Source organism: Nocardia sp. NPDC051570, from assembly GCF_044454005.1.
GTDB lineage: Bacteria > Actinomycetota > Actinomycetes > Mycobacteriales > Mycobacteriaceae > Nocardia.
The window spans coordinates 273,840-289,937 of record NZ_JBITDI010000008.1; the positions used below are offsets into that span (position 1 = coordinate 273,840).

A 16,098-nucleotide genomic window follows, 5' to 3' on the forward strand; every position below is an offset into this window, starting at 1 on the left:
CTCGATCGTCTGCTTGTGCACCAGGTGATTACGAGTACGGCCCGAAGTACCTTCCGAACTCAGTCGACCAGCCTGCGCACCGAGGCCGGAAGTTCACGGGACCGGCGGTACGGCCCCGCGACCGAGACCGCGACCGGGCGGGCCAGCAGCGTACGTGCCACCGCCGAGACCTCCTGGGTGGTCACCGAATCGATCCGCGACAGCGTCTCCGATACGCTGCGATGGTTGCCGTAGCTGAGTTCGCTGCGGCCGATCCGGTTCATCCGTGAACCCGAATCCTCCAGTCCGAGTACCAGTCCGCCGCGCAGCGAACCCTTGGCCCGGGCGCATTCGGCGTCGGTGATGCCGTTGGCGGCCACCTCCTCGAGCACGCCGCGCGCCAGACTCGCGACCTCGCCGAGGTTTTCGGGCTGGCAGCCCAGGTACACCGAGAACGCGCCGGTGTCGGCGAAGGTATCGACGCCGGAGTACACCGAGTACGCCAGACCGCGCTCCTCCCGGATCCGTTGGAACAGCCGCGAACTCAGGCCGCCGCCGAGCACGGTGTTCAGCACCGACAGTGGCCAGCGCTTCTCGCCCTCGTGCCGTCCGAACGCGCGCACCCCGAACACCAGATGCGCCTGTTCGCTGTCGCGGCGCATCCAGTGCAGCTGCGGTGGCGTGCGCATGCGGAACTGGCCCTCGCGCCGCGGCGCCGGATCGCGGGTGTGATCCAGGTGATGGGCGAAGGCGCGGTACACCAATTCGACGGTGTGCTCGTGCTCGACGTTGCCCGCCACCGCGACCACCATGCGGTCCGGGCGATACCGCCGCAGATGGAAGCCGTGCAGCTGGGCCGCGGTCATCGATTCGATGGATTCGATGGTCCCGATCACCGGCCGCCCGACCGGATGATCACCGAACAGTGCGGTCAGGAACGAATCCCCGACCGTGTCCTCAGGATCGTCGTCGCGCATCGAGATCTCCTCGAGCACGACCTGCCGCTCCACGGAGACGTCCTCGGCTCGGCACAGTCCGTTGAGCACCACATCCGAGACCAGATCCACCGCCAGCGGCAGATCCTCGTCCAGAACATGGGCGTAGTAACAGGTCTGCTCCTTGGCGGTGAACGCGTTCAGCTCACCGCCGACCGCGTCGACCGACTGGGCGATATCCAGCGCCGACCGCGTGGGGGTCGCCTTGAACAGCAAATGCTCCAGGAAGTGCGCGGCGCCGGCCACGCTCGGGGTCTCGTCTCGCGAACCGACCCCTACCCACACGCCGATCGAGGCCGATCGCACCCCCGGCACATGTTCGGTGACGACCCGCAGGCCGCCCGGCAGCACGGTTCGGCGGACACCGGAGTCCGCCAACGGGGCATCTGTCGCGCTCATTCGGAGAGAAGAACCCCCCTGCTCGGTGTTGACGAGCAAGGGGGCGGCTGACTTCTTCTTCGTCACACCGAGCTTTCTACTCCGCACCGGCCTCCGCCGCAGCAGTGTTGTCGGCCGATTCCGCTTCGTCCTCGACCGGAACGAGCGAGATCTTGCCGCGGTTGTCGATATCGGCGATCTCGACGCGAATCTTGTCGCCCACGTTCACGACATCCTCGACCTTGCCGACGCGCTTGCCGTTGCCCAGCTTCGAAATGTGCACCAGGCCATCGCGACCCGGCAGCAGCGAGACGAACGCGCCGAAGGCAGTGGTCTTGACGACCGTGCCCAGGAAGCGCTCGCCGACCTTCGGCAGCTGCGGGTTCGCGATCGCGTTGATCGCGTCGATCGCGGCCTGCGCGGACGGGCCGTCGGTCGCGCCGACGAACACGGTGCCGTCGTCCTCGATGGAGATGTTGGCGCCGGTCTCCTCGGTGATCTGGTTGATGACCTTGCCCTTGGGCCCGATCACCTCGCCGATCTTGTCGACCGGGATCTTGATCGCGGTGACGCGCGGGGCGTAGGGGCTCATCTCGTCCGGGGCGGTGATGGCCTCGGCCATCACGTCCAGGATGGTCAGACGGGCGTCGCGCGCCTGGTTCAGCGCACCGGCCAGCACCTTCGACGGGATGCCGTCGAGCTTGGTGTCCAGCTGCAGCGCGGTGACGAACTCACGGGTGCCCGCGCATTTGAAGTCCATATCGCCGAAGGCATCCTCGGCGCCGAGGATATCGGTCAGCGCGACGTAGCGGACTTCCTGCTCGCCCTTGTCGTTGCTGATGGTGTCCGAGACCAGACCCATCGCGATACCGGCGACCGGGGCCTTCAGCGGCACACCGGCGTTCAGCAGCGACAGGGTCGAGGCGCAGACCGAACCCATCGAGGTGGAACCGTTGGAGCTCAACGCCTCCGACACCTGACGGATGGCGTAGGGGAACTCCTCCTGCGAGGGCAGCACCGGAATCAGCGCACGCTCGGCGAGGGCGCCGTGACCGATCTCGCGCCGCTTGGGCGAGCCCACGCGGCCGGTCTCGCCGGTGGAGAACGGCGGGAAGTTGTAGTGGTGCATGTAGCGCTTGGAGGTCTCCGGGCCGAGCGAGTCGACCTGCTGGGCCATCTTCACCATGTCGAGGGTGGTGACGCCCAGGATCTGGGTCTCACCGCGCTCGAACAGCGCCGAACCGTGCGCCCGCGGCACCACGGCGACCTCGGCCGACAGCGCGCGGATATCCGCCAGGCCGCGACCGTCGATGCGGAAGCCGTCGGACAGGATGCGCTGGCGCACAAGCTTCTTGGTGACCGAGCGGAACGCCGCGCCGATCTCCTTCTCGCGACCCTCGAAGTCGGGGGCGAGGGTGGACAGGACCTCCAGCTTGACCTCGTCGATCTTGTCCTCGCGCTCCTGCTTGTTCGCGATGGACATCGCCTCGCCGAGCGGACGCTTCGCGGTGCCCTCGACGGCGGTGTAGACATCGTCCTCGTAGGGCAGGAAGACCGGGAACTCCCCGGTGGGCTTGGCGGCCAGCTTGGCCAGATCCTGCTGGGCCCGGCACAGCCGCGCGATGAACGGCTTGGCGGCCTCGAGGCCCTCGGCCACAACGGTTTCCGTCGGCGCCTGCGCGCCGCCCTCGATCAGGGCGAGGACATGGTCGGTGGCCTCGGCCTCGACCATCATGATCGCGACATCGCCGGAGTCGGTCACGCGGCCCGCGACGACCATGTCGAAGACGGCGCCCTCGAGCTGCTCGACGGTCGGGAACGCGACCCACTGGCCCTCGATCAGTGCGACGCGCACGCCGCCGACCGGACCGGAGAACGGCAGGCCCGCGATCTGGGTGGACGCCGAGGCCGCGTTGATCGCGACCACGTCGTAGAGATCCTTCGGATCCAGGCTCATGACCGTCACCACGACCTGGATCTCGTTGCGCAGGCCGTCGACGAACGACGGGCGCAGCGGGCGGTCGATCAGGCGGCAGGTCAGGATCGCATCGGTGGAGGGGCGGCCCTCGCGACGGAAGAACGAGCCGGGGATGCGACCCGCGGCGTACATGCGCTCCTCGACGTCGACCGTCAGCGGGAAGAAGTCGAACTGATCCTTGGGGTGTTTGCCGGCGGTGGTCGCCGACAGCAGCATGGTCTCGTCGTCGAGGTAGGCGACGACCGAACCGGCGGCCTGCTTGGCCAGGCGTCCGGTCTCGAAGCGGATGGTGCGGGTACCGAAGGTCCCGTTGTCGATCAGGGCGACCGATTCGAACACGCCGGGCTCGACCTCGATCGCAGAGCTCGTCACTGTGTCAGACATCTTTCTGTTCTCAACCTCTCGTCTCGCCGGATTCCAACGCCCCGATGGCGCGATCCGGCATTTGTCAGCCGTACCCGGCTCGGGCGCGCGACAGCCCTCCTGGCTGCGACGCGCACACCCGACCGTTTCCCCTTGGAATCGGCGACGCGGAGGCGGTCATCGATCGAAGCCCTCCGGCGGCACATGTGTGGTGCCGAAAGGCCACTACCGAAGACCGACGCCACGAATTCGAGTGCGTACGGCCGTGTCGTCTCATTGCGCGTGGGACCGAAGGGCCCACACACGCGACAAGCCGACGGGGAGATTCTAAGCCTCCCCGTCGGCTGCCTTGTCAACTGCCTGCCGCAGCTCGTACGTCGCGTAGCTCAGCGACGCAGTCCGAGCCGCTCGATCAACGTGCGGTAACGCTCGATGTCATTGCGCTGCAGGTACTTCGAGAGCCGACGGCGGCGGCCGATCAGGCCCAGCAGACCGTGGCGGGTGTGGTGATCGTGCTTGTGCACCTTGAGGTGCTCGGTCAGATCGGCGATCCGCTTGGACAGCATCGCGATCTGGGCCTCCGGCGAACCGGTGTCCTTCTCGTGCAGGCCGTATTCCTTGAGGATGGCCGTCTTCTGCTCGGTGGTCAGGGCCACGTATCCACTCCTGATGTTTCAGTCCGCGCTCGGAAGGTCCGGAAAGCTCCGGATGGGCGCCACCGCGAACCGCAGCAAACCCGACGAGCCAGCCTACCGGAGTCGTTGCGAGTCACCGAATCGGGGCCGCTTCGGTGACCCACCTCACGCCGAGGGCCGGCTACTTCTCCTCCGAGGCCGCGAGCACCTTCCGAGTGCGGTCCACGTCCCGGCCCATCGCCTTGATCAGGTCGTCCACCGAGGCGAACTTGCGCTGGCCGCGGATGTGGTCGACGAAGTCGACGGCCACGTATTGGCCGTACAGGTCGATGTCCTCGTCGAGGACGTAGGCCTCGACGGTGCGGGAGCGGCCGGAGAAGGTGGGGTTGGTGCCCACCGAGACCGCGGCCATCGCCCGCTTACCCGGCAGCGTGGTGCCCATGGTCGCGCCGGGGCTCAGCACCGTGAACCAGCAGGCGTAGACCCCGTCGGCCGGAATCGCGGCATGCATCGGCGGTGCGATGTTCGCGGTGGGAAAGCCCAGTTCGCGGCCCCGCTTATCGCCGTGGACGACCACACCCTCGACCCGATGCGGGCGGCCCAGCGCATCGGCCGCGGCGGCCATATCACCGGCGTCCACGCAGGCCCGAATATAGGTGGAGGAGAACGTGACCGCGTGCTCGCCGATCAGCCGCACCCCGTCGACCTCGAAACCGAAGCGGGAACCCAACTCCCGCATGGTCTCCACGGTGCCCGCGGCCTTCTTCCCGAAGGTGAAGTTGTCGCCGATCACGACCTCGGCCACGTGCAACTTCTCCACCAGCAGATCGTGCACATAGCGGGACGGCGTCAACTTCATGAAGTCGTGGGTGAACGGCATGACGCAGAACACATCGATGCCCAGCTCCTCCACCAGTTCCGCGCGCCGGGTCAAAGTGGACAGCTGCGCCGGATGGGATCCGGGCCGCACCACCTCCATCGGATGCGGATCGAAGGTCATCAGAACCGAGGGAACACCGCGCGCCGCAGCGGATTTCACGGCGCGGCCGATCAACTGGGCATGTCCGCGATGTACGCCGTCGAACACCCCGATCGTGAGCACGCACCGGCCCCAGTCCGGGGGCATCTCCTCGAGACTTCGCCATCTCTGCACACTCGGCAGCCTACGCAAAGCGGGTCACGGACAGCATTCGGCGGTGCGGATGTTCACAACGCGGTAGCACCCGGATTCGCGGTTGGTCATATCCGTGTCACCCTCGTCGGAGCCGTGCGTGCCGATGTGGGAAAGCGGAGCAGGTGTGCCTAAGCTCGAGGACGTGCCCGGAAAACGAGACATCGCCACGCGACGCGAGCTGGTCGACCCCTCCGCGCCACATGAATCCAACGGCGGTACCGCGACGGTCGCGCCGGTGCTGTCGTCCGTCGCCCAGGACTATCTGAAGGTGATCTGGACCGCTCAGGAGTGGTCGCAGGAGAAGGTGTCGACGAAGCTGCTCGCCGAACGCATCGGCGTCTCGGCGTCCACGGTGTCCGAGGCGGTGCGCAAGCTGGCCGATCAGGGTCTGGTCCAGCACGCCCGCTACGGCTCGATCACGCTGACCGAGAACGGGCGCCGCGCCGCGATCGCGATGGTCCGACGGCACCGGCTGATCGAGACGTTCCTGGTGCACGAACTCGGCTACGGCTGGGACGAGGTGCACGACGAGGCCGAGGTGCTCGAGCATGCGGTATCGGAAACGCTGGTCGAACGTATCGACGCCAAACTCGGCCACCCCGATCGCGATCCGCACGGCGATCCCATTCCATCGGTCGACGGCGCGGTCCCCACGCCGACGGCCCGTCAGCTCAGCTGCTTCGAGGCGGGCGAATCCGGCCGGGTGGCCCGCATCGCCGATTTCGATCCGGCCATGCTGCGCTACTTCGATTCGGTGGGCATCGCGTTGGACACCCTGATCGCGGTCGTGGAGCGCCGCGACTTCGCGGGCACGATCGCCATCCGGCTCGGCGATCGCACCATCGATCTGGGTAGTCCGGCCGCCGAGGCCATCTGGCTCACGCACTGAGCGAGGCCGCGCTCCCGGCCAATTCGGCCGCGCGCTCGGCGATCGCCGTGCCCAGCCGTGCCGTGGTGTCGGTGCCGCCCAGATCCGGGGTGCGCACCGCGCCCTCGGCGAGTACCTCGCAGACCGCGCGATCGACCGCGGCCGCGGCCGCCCGCTCCCCCAGATGTTCGAGCAGCATCGCCCCGGCGAGGATCTGCGCGACCGGATTCGCGATGCCCTGTCCGGCGATATCGGGCGCGCTGCCGTGTACGGCCTCGAACATCGAGGGCGCGTCGCGCCGGGGATTGATATTGCCCGAGGGCGCGAGGCCGAGTCCGCCGGTGACCGCCGCCGCCAGATCGGACAGGATGTCGCCGAACAGGTTCGAGGCCACGATCACATCCAGCCGGTCCGGATGCAGCACGATCTCCGCGGCGAGGGCGTCCACATGCATCTGCCGGATGGTCACATCCGGATAGTCGGCGGCGAGGCGCTCGAAGATGCTGTCCCAGTACGGCATCGAATGGATCAGGCCGTTGGATTTCGTCGCCGAACACAGCCGGCCGTCGCGCTCACGCGCCCGCTCGAAGGCGTAGCGGATGATCCGCTCGCAGCCGACCCGGGTGAACACCGACTCCTGCAGCACGAATTCCTCGGGGCGGCCGGGATTGTGGATGCCGCCGATCTCGGAGTACTCGCCCTCGGAGTTCTCGCGCACGATCAGGATGTCCAGATCCGCCGCGGTGCGGTCGCTCAGCGCGGATCGGGTACCGGGCAGCAACCGCACCGGCCGCAGATTCACGTACTGACCGAAGGCTCGCCGCAGTGGAATCAGCAAGCCCCACAACGAAATATGGTCCGCCACACCTGGAAAGCCCACGGCCCCCAGCAGAATCGCGTCGAATTCGGCGAGTCGCGCCGGGCCGTCCGGCGGCATCATCGCGCCGGTGCGCAGGTATTGCTCACAGGACCAATCGAATTCGGTCCAGGTGATGCCCGGCAGCACCGCGTCGAGGACCTTGACCGCTTCGGCGGTCACATCGACGCCGATGCCGTCGCCGGGGATGGTCGCGATCGTATGGTTCAAAGCTGCACTCCGATGTACTTGAGCTCCAGGAATTCATCGATGCCGACCAGACCGCCCTCGCGGCCGAGCCCGGATTCCTTCACACCCCCGAACGGCGCGGCCGGATTAGACACGACGCCCTGGTTCAGTCCGACCATGCCGGTTTCGAGCGCCTCGCAGACGCGCAGGCCGCGCCGCAGACTCTCGGTGTACACGTAACCGACCAGGCCGTACGGGGTGTCGTTGGCGCGGGTGAGTACCTCGTCCTCGGTGTCGAACGGTATCAGCGCGGCGACCGGGCCGAAGATCTCGGTGTGACACATGCGCGCGGTATCGGGCACGTCCACCAGAACGGTTGCGGGATAGAAGTTTCCGGGGCCGTCGACGGGTTCGCCGCCGGTCAGCACGCGCGCGCCGAGTGCGCGGGCGTCGGCGACCAGATCGGTCACCTTCGCCACCGCGTCACCGTCGATCAGCGGGCCGACCACGACATCGGATTCAGTGCCGCGGCCCATCGGCAGCGCCGCCATCCGGTCGGCGAGCCGACGGCCGAACTCGTCGATCACGCCGCGCTGCACGAAGATTCGATTGGCGGCGGTGCACGCCTGACCGATGTTGCGCATCTTCGCCGCCAGCGCACCCTCGATCGCCGCGTCGAGATCGGCGTCGTCGAAGACGATGAACGGGGCGTTGCCGCCGAGCTCCATCGAGGTGCGCATGACCGTCCGCGCGCACTGTTCGAGCAGCCGCTTGCCGACCGCCGTGGAACCGGTGAACGACAGCTTGCGCGAACGCTCGTCGAGGATCATCGGCGTCATCAGCCGTCCCGGATCGGAGGTGGTGACGACGTTGACCACGCCCGCGGGCACCCCGGATTCGTGCAGGATCCCCGCCAGCGCGAGGGTGCACAGCGGGGTCTGCTCGGCGGGTTTGACCACACAGGTGCAGCCCGCGGCCAGCGCGGGGCCGATCTTGCGGGTGCCCATGGCCATCGGGAAGTTCCACGGGGTGATGAGCAGGCTCGGACCCACCGGCTGACGCGCCACGAGGAAGCGCGAACCGCCCGACGGGGCGGGCATGTACCCGCCGTCGAGGCGCACCGCCTCCTCGGCGAACCAGCGGAAGAACTCTGCGGCATAGGCGATTTCGCCGCGCGCCTCGGCCAGCGGCTTACCCATCTCGAGGGTCGCGATCAGCGCCAGCCGGTCCAGATCGGCGAGCAGGTGGCGATAGGCGCGCATGAGGATATCGCCGCGTTCGCGCGGCGGTGTGCGGGCCCAGTCGCGCTGCGCCTCGGCGGCCGCGCTCAGGGCGGCCAGACCGTCCTCGGGTCCGGCGTCGGCGACGTGGCACAGCAGCTGTCCGGTCGCCGGATCGTGCACCGGCATGGTCCGTGCGGTCGGATGCCATCGCCCGCCGATATACAGCCCGGTGGGCACGCTGTCGATGGCGGTCTGCTCGGCCGGATTCAGGCTCGTGTCGATCTGCATCACCGCGCGCTCCTCACCCATTGCTACGACCCTGTCCGCCATGTTATGCATATTGTCGACAATCCGACAATAGACAATCGCGGGCGGTACACCATGACGGCACTCTCCCCCGTTCTCAAACAGGCCACTCCGATCACCGTCGAGCGCGGTGCGGGCTGCTACCTCTACGCCACCGACGGCAATCGCTATCTCGACTTCACCGCCGGAATCGGTGTCACCAGCACCGGACATTGCCATCCGACGGTCGTGGAGGCGGCCCGCGCCCAGGTCGGCAGCCTGATTCACGGGCAGTACACGACCGTGATGCATACCCCGATGCTCGCGCTCGTCGAACGCCTGGGCACCGTGCTGCCCGACGGACTGGATTCGCTGTTCTTCGCCAACTCCGGCAGCGAGGCGGTCGAGGCCGCGCTACGACTGGTCCGCCAGGCGACGGGACGGCCGAATGTCGTTGTCTTCCATGGCGGTTTCCACGGCCGCACGGTGGCGGCGGCCACCATGACGACCTCGGGAACGCGGTTCTCGGCCGGTTTCAGCCCGCTCATGGCCGGTGTGCACGTCGCGCCGTTCCCGACCGCCTATCGGTACGGGTGGAGCGAGGAGCAGGCGACCGACTTCGCGTTGCGCGAATTGGATTATCTGCTCACCACTCTCAGCGCTCCGGCGGAGACCGCGGCGTTCATCGTCGAGCCGGTGCTCGGCGAGGGCGGCTACGTTCCCGGCAATACCCGATTCTTCCAGGGCCTGCGCGAGCGCGCCGATCGGCACGGCATCCTGCTCGTACTCGATGAGATCCAGACCGGATTCGGCCGCACCGGAAAGTTCTTCGGACATCAGCATTTCGGGGTGCGCCCGGATATCGTCACGATCGCCAAGGGTCTGGCCAGCGGCTTCCCGATCTCGGGCATCGCCGCCTCGCGGGAGCTGATGGCCAAGGCCTGGCCGGGTTCCCAGGGCGGCACCTACGGCGGCAATGCGGTCGCGTGCGCCGCGGCGCTGGCGACGATCGATGTCATCGAATCCGAAGGGCTGGTGGACAATGCCGCCGAGCGGGGTCGGCAGCTGATCGAGGGCGTGCGCGCCCGCGCGACCAAGGCGATCGGCGATGTGCGCGGCCTGGGTCTCATGGTCGGCGCCGAATTCACCACGGCCACCGGCGAACCCGATACCACGACCGCGAGCGCGGCCCAGCGGCTGGCGGTGGACAAGGGTCTGCTGCTGCTCACCTGCGGTGCGCATATGAATGTGGTCCGCATGATCCCGCCGCTGATCGTCACCGCCGCACAGGTCGACGACGCCCTGGCGATCTGGTCCGGCGTCCTCGACGAATTGTGAACCGCGAGAAGGAGATCCCGATGCCCCGCTATCTCACGATCACCCTCACCAAGGCCGGTGTGAGCTGCCGCGCCCGCCTGCTCGACGACGAGGCCCCGCATACCTGCGCCGCCGTCTGGGACGCACTGCCCCAGGAGGGCGACGCCTTCCACGCCAAATACGCCCGCAACGAGGTCTACACCCTCGTCCCGCGCATCACCGCCGCCCCGCACCGCGAAAACCCCACGGTCACACCGATTCCCGGCGATGTCTGCCTGTTCGACTTCGAACCCTGGGAGATCGGCAACCCCGCCTACGGCTACGACCCGGGCTCCACCGCGCATGCCGCCCAGGGCGCGACCGATCTCGCCCTGTTCTACGGCCGCAACAACCTGCTCATCAACGGCGATATGGGCTGGGTCCCCGGCAACGTCTTCGCCACCATCGAGGAGGGCCTGGCCGATATCGCCGCCGCCTGCAACACCCTGTGGCTGCGCGGGGTGGAGGGTGAGACGCTGACCTTCGCTCGCGCGGACTGAGCGGTCAGAGGATCGAATCCCGTTGGGGCCTACGGGCCTTGGGCCGCAGGGTGCGGCAGGCCAGCTCGACCGCCAGCCGGTCCTCGGGATCGCGCAGATTGACCCCGAGCAGGCGCTGGGTCCGGGCGACGCGATCGGCCACGGTGTTGCGGTGCAGTCCGAGCGCGGTGGCCGTGGCCACCACCGAGGATTCATGCTCGAGATAGGCGTCGAGCGTGGTCAGCAGCAGTTCCTGATCGGCCAGCGGCGCGAGCAGGGTGCTGGCCAACGCGCGGGCCGGACGCGATCGGGTCCAGGCGCGGACCAGCCGCCCGACGCCGAGCGTATCGATATGCGCGACCCGGGTGCCGGTATCGGTAATGACGTCCAACGTGGTCGGATCGATGGATAACGCGGCCTCGCGCGCCTCGTCGATCGTGCGGCCGAGACCACCGATGCCGGGATGACCGCGCCCGACGCCCGCCGCGACCTCGATCCGAGAGCCCAACCGCACCAACGCCCTGCGCACCGACCCCAGCAATCCGTTGACCACCTGCGGCGACGGCTCGTCCTTGGCCGTATACCAGGCCACCCAGCCGTCGGACTGTTCGACCAGCGGGCCGCTGATTCCGCTGTCCTGCAATGCCCGCAGCATCTCGTCGCGGTCGCCGAGGTTGTCATAGGGCGATTCGTTGACCCGGCGCATGTAGATCCCCACATGCCAGCCGTCCAGGCGCCAGCCGAGGATCGCGGCACGATGTCTCGGCACCGGGCCCGCCTCCTCGCGCAACCGCAACAGATCCGACAGCAGCGTGGTGCGCACGCGGGCGTCGCGCTCGGCATCCAGCCGCTGGGTCGCCAGCCATGCCAGCACCCACGGTTCGGCGGTGGCCAGCACCGCCTGGGCGATATCGACCTGTGCCGGAGCGGGTCTCGGCAGCGCGGCGGCCATCCACAGCGGCGCGGAACCGGTGCTGACCGGATGGATCACGAAGGTGAGCTCGCCCTCGACGACGACCTGCGGCAGCGCCAGATCGCGGCGGAACTCCGCGGGTGAATGGTCGCCGTGCACGAGTTCGCCGTCCGGGCTCAGCGCGCTGACCGGGGCCTGCAATACCTCGGACGCGGCCTTGGTCACCGAATGCAGATTGTCCGCCCGGCCGTGGATGCGGCGCAGGAAGCCCAGCACATGTTCGGCCCGCACCACTTCGGGCGTCGACACCAGTTGTGCCAGACGCAATGCCGCATCGTGCGGGCTGGCCGATTCGGGCAGCAACACCAGCGGCAGGGCCAGCCGCTCCGCGAGCACCACGCTGGTGGCGAGCGGTCCGCGCGAGCCGCCCGGCAACACCAGACCCGCGACACCGGCCAGCGCGCATCGGCGAATCCCGGCCTCGACCTGCCAGCCGGTCGAATCCACAAGTCCCGCAACGACGATCAGATCGCCGTCCCCGAGCCCGGCGGCGTCGACGCCGGAACGCACATGCACGCGGCGCACTACGGTATCCACGACCGGACCACCGACGATGCGTGACCCGGCCAGCACCGGGTGAGCGACGAGCTGCCGCAACGACACGGGGCCGGGTGTTGCCTTCACCGTGTGAGCCTCCTGGGTCGATTCGCTTGTGTCCGAACAGGATCCGCATTCACACCGTGGGCGCGCGGCGCCAGTCGCGGCAGGATATCCGGCTGCCACAGCCGAGCGGGGACCGGCAGGGTCAGCACCGCCACCTCGTGGCCGCGCCGCACCTCGCCGGTCTGGATCGGCCGTCTACTGTGCACGTCGAGCAGGCAGATCACGTCCGGGGTGGTGGCCACCACCTCACCGTCGCGCAGCACCATCGAGTATTCGTTCTGCATCTCCACGCGCAGCACCCGCCGCCCGTCCACGGTTCGCACGGCGACGCTGCCGCTGGCGTATCCGTTGCCCTCGTACCGATAGACCTCGAGAACCGTGCCCTGGCCCAGGAAATCGCCGCCCAGCCGATCCGCCAGCGCGTCACCGTCGTCGCCCACCTGGACCCCGTCGCGATGGTGGCGGCCCAGTCCGATGGCATCGCTCACCGTGCCGGGCAGGGCCACCCGCCGATACATCTGCGCCGACATCGGCGGATACGCCAGCACCGCCCAGCCGCCCAAACCTGTCAGCGCACCGCGCATGACGCGCTCGGCCGTGCGGGCGTCCACCCCGTCGACGATCACGGCCGCGCCGCCCGCCTCGGCGGCCACCCACGCGCCGGTGAGTTCGTGCGCGGCGACGACGGTCTGATCCAGCCGGGAGAACGCGCGGCCCATCAGATCGCCGTCCACCACGGGTTTTCCGGTCTGCGCGGCGGCGATGAACGGCATCAACGCATTACTGCCGCCGATCTCCAGCACGCCGATGGCATCGACGGCCGCGCCGAGCTGACGCTCGGCGGAGCTGACGCAGCGGCGCAGCTCGCCCCCCGACGGCAGTTTCTCGATGGCGACCGACGCGGTCGAGCCGAATGCGCACAGCACCAGCACCCAGCCCCGCTCGAGCGAGTCGATATCGATCACGCGGACCTCGGCGCCGCCGGACAGCTCCTGGCTCAGCCACAACGCACTCAGGTGGGCGTCACCCCCACCACCGGAACCGAGCAGGCTCGCCCCGCGCTCCAGACAGTCCACATCCTCGGCGGCGAGCTTCTCGACATTCATGCTCATGCCAATTCCTCCACCGGAGTGAAGTCCATATCGAAACCGAATGCGCGCGGCCCGAATACGGCGAGGGCCTCGGGTGTGCGCATGATCGGCGGCGCGGCGATCGCGTAGACGGTCACCCGCTGGCCGAAGCGTAGCGCCTCGGTGGTGATCGGTTCGGCGGTCTCGGCATGGAGCACCGTGATGAGGTCGGGCACCATGACCCGCGCCCGGCCGTCGACGCGGGCGAGCAGATGTTCGTTCTGGAAGGACAGTTCCAGCATCGACTCGTCGGCGAACGATTTGATCAGCGCCCGGCCGCGCGCGAATCCGCCGACGGTGCGGCGCTCCACGTCGACGATCCGGCCCGTACAGACCGGCGCCGCATGGCCGTAGGCGGTCTCCTTGAACAACGCGGTCAGCGCCTGCAGCGGATCACGGTGCCGCTCACGGCTTTCGCGTAGACAGCGACCCACGCGCAGCGACAGCGTGAGCGTATTGCGGATGGCCGTGCGCCGTACCTGGGCACCGCTCATCGAATAGTGCGCGATATTGGCCGTTCCACCCAGCTGCACCGTCACACTGCGGGCGATCCGTTCCAGCCGCACGTTATCCGTGCCGGTGTCGAGGATGCCGTGTTCGTCGCGCGCGCCACTGAATGCCATGGGCGAGCCCAGGATTCCGTAGATGCCGAAGGTCAGCATCTGCAGTTCGGGAAAGGCCCGGCCCATCCCGTCCGCGTCCACCACCGGCAGCCCGAGCTGGGCGCCGACCAGCAGCGGAACCATCGAATTGGAGCCGCCGCATTCGATCGGCATGGTGGCGTCGGCGCGGCGGCCGAGATGTCGTTCGAGGGTCCGCAACGCCAGGGCGGCCTCGGTGCCGCGCGGCAGCTTCTCGATCCGCACCGTCGGCGCGCCCATCCCGGCGGTCGGAATCACCAGTGCGTCAGCGGCGATCTCCTCCGGATCGATCAGCTCGACCGTGCGCCCGCGCAGATACTCCTGCTCGACCAGCATCCGTCCCAGGTAGGGATCACCCCCGCCCCCGGTGCCCAGCAGCGCGGCGCCGCGGGCGAGGTCGGGCAGATCCTCCACTCTCAGTTCATATCCCACGGCGACTCGTCAGCAGTAGGTCGCCGACCGCCTTGACCCTGATGCGGGTGGCGTTTCCGGGCAGGTAGGCGATCGGCACCTCGTCCACCTCGACGATTTCCACGCGGTCGGGATCGGCGCCACCGGCGACCGCACGGTCGACCGCCTCCTGTTTGGCGGCATCGAGCACCGCGTCGCGCCGCCCCGGCTCCATCGGGTAGATGCGGTCCACCTCGCCGCCGATCTGCGCGATGGCCGCCCCGATCGCGTTGGCGACCGCGAAATGCTCGGTGCGATGCACCCCGTCGACGCCGTCGAGGGTGTCCGGCACCAGGAATTCACCGCCTCCGACCACGACCACCGGCGGCAGCTCGCGCGAGGTCCGCATGCGATCGATCACCTGGCCGATCTTCGCCTCGATGGTGCCCAGCGCCCGCTTGGCGAAATCGCCGGACAGATGCCGGACCCGCGCGGCGTCGCCGACGTCGAGAACGCCCGCGGCCACGCCGATATCGGTCGCGGTGAGCACGTCACCGCCGAAGACCAGCGCGGATTCAGTGAGCCGGTAGCCGACGCTGTCGGGGCCGACTTCGATACCCAGCGAACCGGATTCGCGCACCACCGAGCCGCCGCCGAGTCCGATGGAGACGACATCGGGCATCCGGAAGTTGGTGCGCACCCCGGCGACGACCACCTCGGTCGCCGCCTCCCTGGGGAAACCTCGGTGCAGCACACCGACATCGGTCGTGGTGCCACCCACATCGACCACCACACAGTCGGACAGGCCGGACAGGAAGGCCGCGCCGCGCATCGAATTGGTCGGCCCGGAGGCGAAGGTCGCCACGGGATACTTTCTGGCGTAATGGATCTCCATCAGGGTGCCGTCGTTCTGGCTCAGATACAGCGGCGCCTCGACGCCCGCGCCGCGCACCGCGACGGCGAGTCCGTCCACGATCTGCGCGGCCATCTCCACCAGCGCGGCGTTGATGATCGTGGCATTCTCCCGCTGCAGCAGGCCGAGCCGGCCGATCTGATGCGACAGGCTGATCATCATATCGGGGGCCTCGGCGGCGATGATCTCGGCCGCGCGCATCTCGTGCTCCGCGCTGACCGGCGAGAACACCGAGGAGATCGCGACGCTGCGCACCCCGTGGTCGAGCATATCGCGTGCGGCCGAACGGATTTCGTTCTCATCCGGCTCCGAGATCGGCTGACCGTCGTATTCGAATCCGCCGTGGCACAGATACGGCCGCCCCGCCACGGCCCGCACCAGCGACGCCGGCCAGTCCACCATCGGCGGCAGCGCGGCGGTCGCCGGCAATCCCAGGCGCAGGGCCGCGGTCGGCGCGAGCCGGTTCGCCTCGACAAGAGCGTTGATGAAATGCGTCGTGCCGATCATCACCGCCCGCACGTCCGCGGGGTTCACACCGGAACCGCGTTCGAGTTCGCCCAGTGCGGTCATGATTCCGGAGGTGACATCCTCGGTGGTCGGCGTCTTGACAGTGGATACGACCTCCGCTCCGTCCATCAGGACCGCGTCGGTATTGGTTCCACCGACGTCGATGCCAATGCGCATGGGGTC

At 68.4% G+C, this 16,098-nt stretch carries 13 protein-coding genes; 3 read left to right on the top strand and 10 right to left on the bottom strand.

The window, feature by feature from the left end; all coding sequences use genetic code 11:
- Positions 1–59: 59 nt before the first annotated feature.
- From ACIA76_RS22295 to ACIA76_RS22310, 4 genes are all read right to left on the bottom strand, one after another.
- Complete coding sequence (locus ACIA76_RS22295) at positions 60–1,373, bottom strand: M16 family metallopeptidase (RefSeq protein WP_397153760.1); 1,314 nt, start codon at positions 1,371–1,373, stop codon at positions 60–62.
- A gap of 76 nt (positions 1,374–1,449) precedes the next feature.
- Positions 1,450–3,714, bottom strand: a complete 2,265-nt coding sequence (locus ACIA76_RS22300; protein ID WP_397153761.1) for a polyribonucleotide nucleotidyltransferase — start codon at positions 3,712–3,714, stop codon at positions 1,450–1,452.
- A gap of 365 nt (positions 3,715–4,079) precedes the next feature.
- Positions 4,080–4,349 carry a 30S ribosomal protein S15 gene (rpsO, locus tag ACIA76_RS22305; protein WP_397153762.1) on the bottom strand — a complete coding sequence of 90 codons (270 nt, stop codon included), beginning with the start codon at positions 4,347–4,349 and terminating at the stop codon, positions 4,080–4,082.
- Between the two features lie 160 nt (positions 4,350–4,509).
- Positions 4,510–5,481 carry a bifunctional riboflavin kinase/FAD synthetase gene (locus ACIA76_RS22310; protein ID WP_397153763.1) on the bottom strand — a complete coding sequence of 324 codons (972 nt, stop codon included), beginning with the start codon at positions 5,479–5,481 and terminating at the stop codon, positions 4,510–4,512.
- A 259-nt stretch (positions 5,482–5,740) separates the two neighbouring features.
- Between ACIA76_RS22310 and ACIA76_RS22315 the strand changes: the two genes are divergently transcribed.
- Positions 5,741–6,391, top strand: a complete 651-nt coding sequence (locus tag ACIA76_RS22315) for a metal-dependent transcriptional regulator (protein ID WP_397153868.1) — start codon at positions 5,741–5,743, stop codon at positions 6,389–6,391.
- On the opposite strand, the gene ACIA76_RS22320 is transcribed toward ACIA76_RS22315, so the two are convergent.
- Together ACIA76_RS22320 and ACIA76_RS22325 are read right to left on the bottom strand one after the other, a co-directional pair.
- Positions 6,381–7,457 carry a tartrate dehydrogenase gene (locus ACIA76_RS22320; RefSeq protein ID WP_397153764.1) on the bottom strand — a complete coding sequence of 359 codons (1,077 nt, stop codon included), beginning with the start codon at positions 7,455–7,457 and terminating at the stop codon, positions 6,381–6,383. The two genes, ACIA76_RS22315 and ACIA76_RS22320, sit on opposite strands and share 11 nt — an antisense overlap.
- Positions 7,454–8,824 (bottom strand): NAD-dependent succinate-semialdehyde dehydrogenase, encoded by a 1,371-nt coding sequence (locus ACIA76_RS22325; protein ID WP_397153869.1) that lies wholly within the window; start codon positions 8,822–8,824, stop codon positions 7,454–7,456. Before ACIA76_RS22325 ends, ACIA76_RS22320 begins: the two co-directional genes overlap by 4 nt.
- A gap of 195 nt (positions 8,825–9,019) precedes the next feature.
- Here ACIA76_RS22325 and ACIA76_RS22330 point away from each other — a divergent pair, with 195 nt between their 5' ends.
- Both ACIA76_RS22330 and ACIA76_RS22335 read left to right on the top strand, forming a co-directional pair.
- The gene (locus ACIA76_RS22330) at positions 9,020–10,261 is read left to right on the top strand and encodes an aspartate aminotransferase family protein (RefSeq protein WP_397153765.1); all 1,242 of its coding nucleotides are present in this window, start codon (positions 9,020–9,022) and stop codon (positions 10,259–10,261) included.
- Positions 10,262–10,281: 20 nt separating this feature from the next.
- Entirely contained in the window at positions 10,282–10,779 is a 498-nt protein-coding gene (locus ACIA76_RS22335; protein ID WP_397153766.1) for a DUF3830 family protein, read from the top strand.
- A 4-nt stretch (positions 10,780–10,783) separates the two neighbouring features.
- Here ACIA76_RS22335 and ACIA76_RS22340 read toward each other — a convergent pair whose 3' ends face one another.
- From ACIA76_RS22340 to ACIA76_RS22355, 4 genes are read right to left on the bottom strand one after another with little or no spacing between them, the layout of a single operon-like run.
- Positions 10,784–12,355 (bottom strand): helix-turn-helix domain-containing protein, encoded by a 1,572-nt coding sequence (locus ACIA76_RS22340; RefSeq protein WP_397153767.1) that lies wholly within the window; start codon positions 12,353–12,355, stop codon positions 10,784–10,786.
- Entirely contained in the window at positions 12,352–13,446 is a 1,095-nt protein-coding gene (locus ACIA76_RS22345; RefSeq protein WP_397153768.1) for a DUF917 domain-containing protein, read from the bottom strand. The genes ACIA76_RS22340 and ACIA76_RS22345 overlap by 4 nt, the downstream gene beginning before the upstream one ends.
- Positions 13,443–14,537, bottom strand: coding sequence for a DUF917 domain-containing protein (locus ACIA76_RS22350; protein WP_397153769.1), 1,095 nt, complete (start codon positions 14,535–14,537; stop codon positions 13,443–13,445). The genes ACIA76_RS22345 and ACIA76_RS22350 overlap by 4 nt, the downstream gene beginning before the upstream one ends.
- Positions 14,527–16,092, bottom strand: coding sequence for a hydantoinase/oxoprolinase N-terminal domain-containing protein (locus ACIA76_RS22355; RefSeq protein ID WP_397153770.1), 1,566 nt, complete (start codon positions 16,090–16,092; stop codon positions 14,527–14,529). The genes ACIA76_RS22350 and ACIA76_RS22355 overlap by 11 nt, the downstream gene beginning before the upstream one ends.
- Between the last annotated feature and the right edge of the window lie 6 nt (positions 16,093–16,098).

Coding starts and splice junctions, on each gene's coding strand:
- ACIA76_RS22295 (WP_397153760.1), bottom strand. CDS start 1,373: ATGAGCGCGACAGATGCCCCGTTGGCGGACTCCGGTGTCCGCCGAACC.
- ACIA76_RS22300 (WP_397153761.1), bottom strand. CDS start 3,714: ATGTCTGACACAGTGACGAGCTCTGCGATCGAGGTCGAGCCCGGCGTG.
- ACIA76_RS22325 (WP_397153869.1), bottom strand. CDS start 8,824: ATGCCGGTGCACGATCCGGCGACCGGACAGCTGCTGTGCCACGTCGCC.
- ACIA76_RS22330 (WP_397153765.1), top strand. CDS start 9,020: ATGACGGCACTCTCCCCCGTTCTCAAACAGGCCACTCCGATCACCGTC.
- ACIA76_RS22335 (WP_397153766.1), top strand. CDS start 10,282: ATGCCCCGCTATCTCACGATCACCCTCACCAAGGCCGGTGTGAGCTGC.
- ACIA76_RS22345 (WP_397153768.1), bottom strand. CDS start 13,446: ATGAGCATGAATGTCGAGAAGCTCGCCGCCGAGGATGTGGACTGTCTG.
- ACIA76_RS22355 (WP_397153770.1), bottom strand. CDS start 16,092: ATGCGCATTGGCATCGACGTCGGTGGAACCAATACCGACGCGGTCCTG.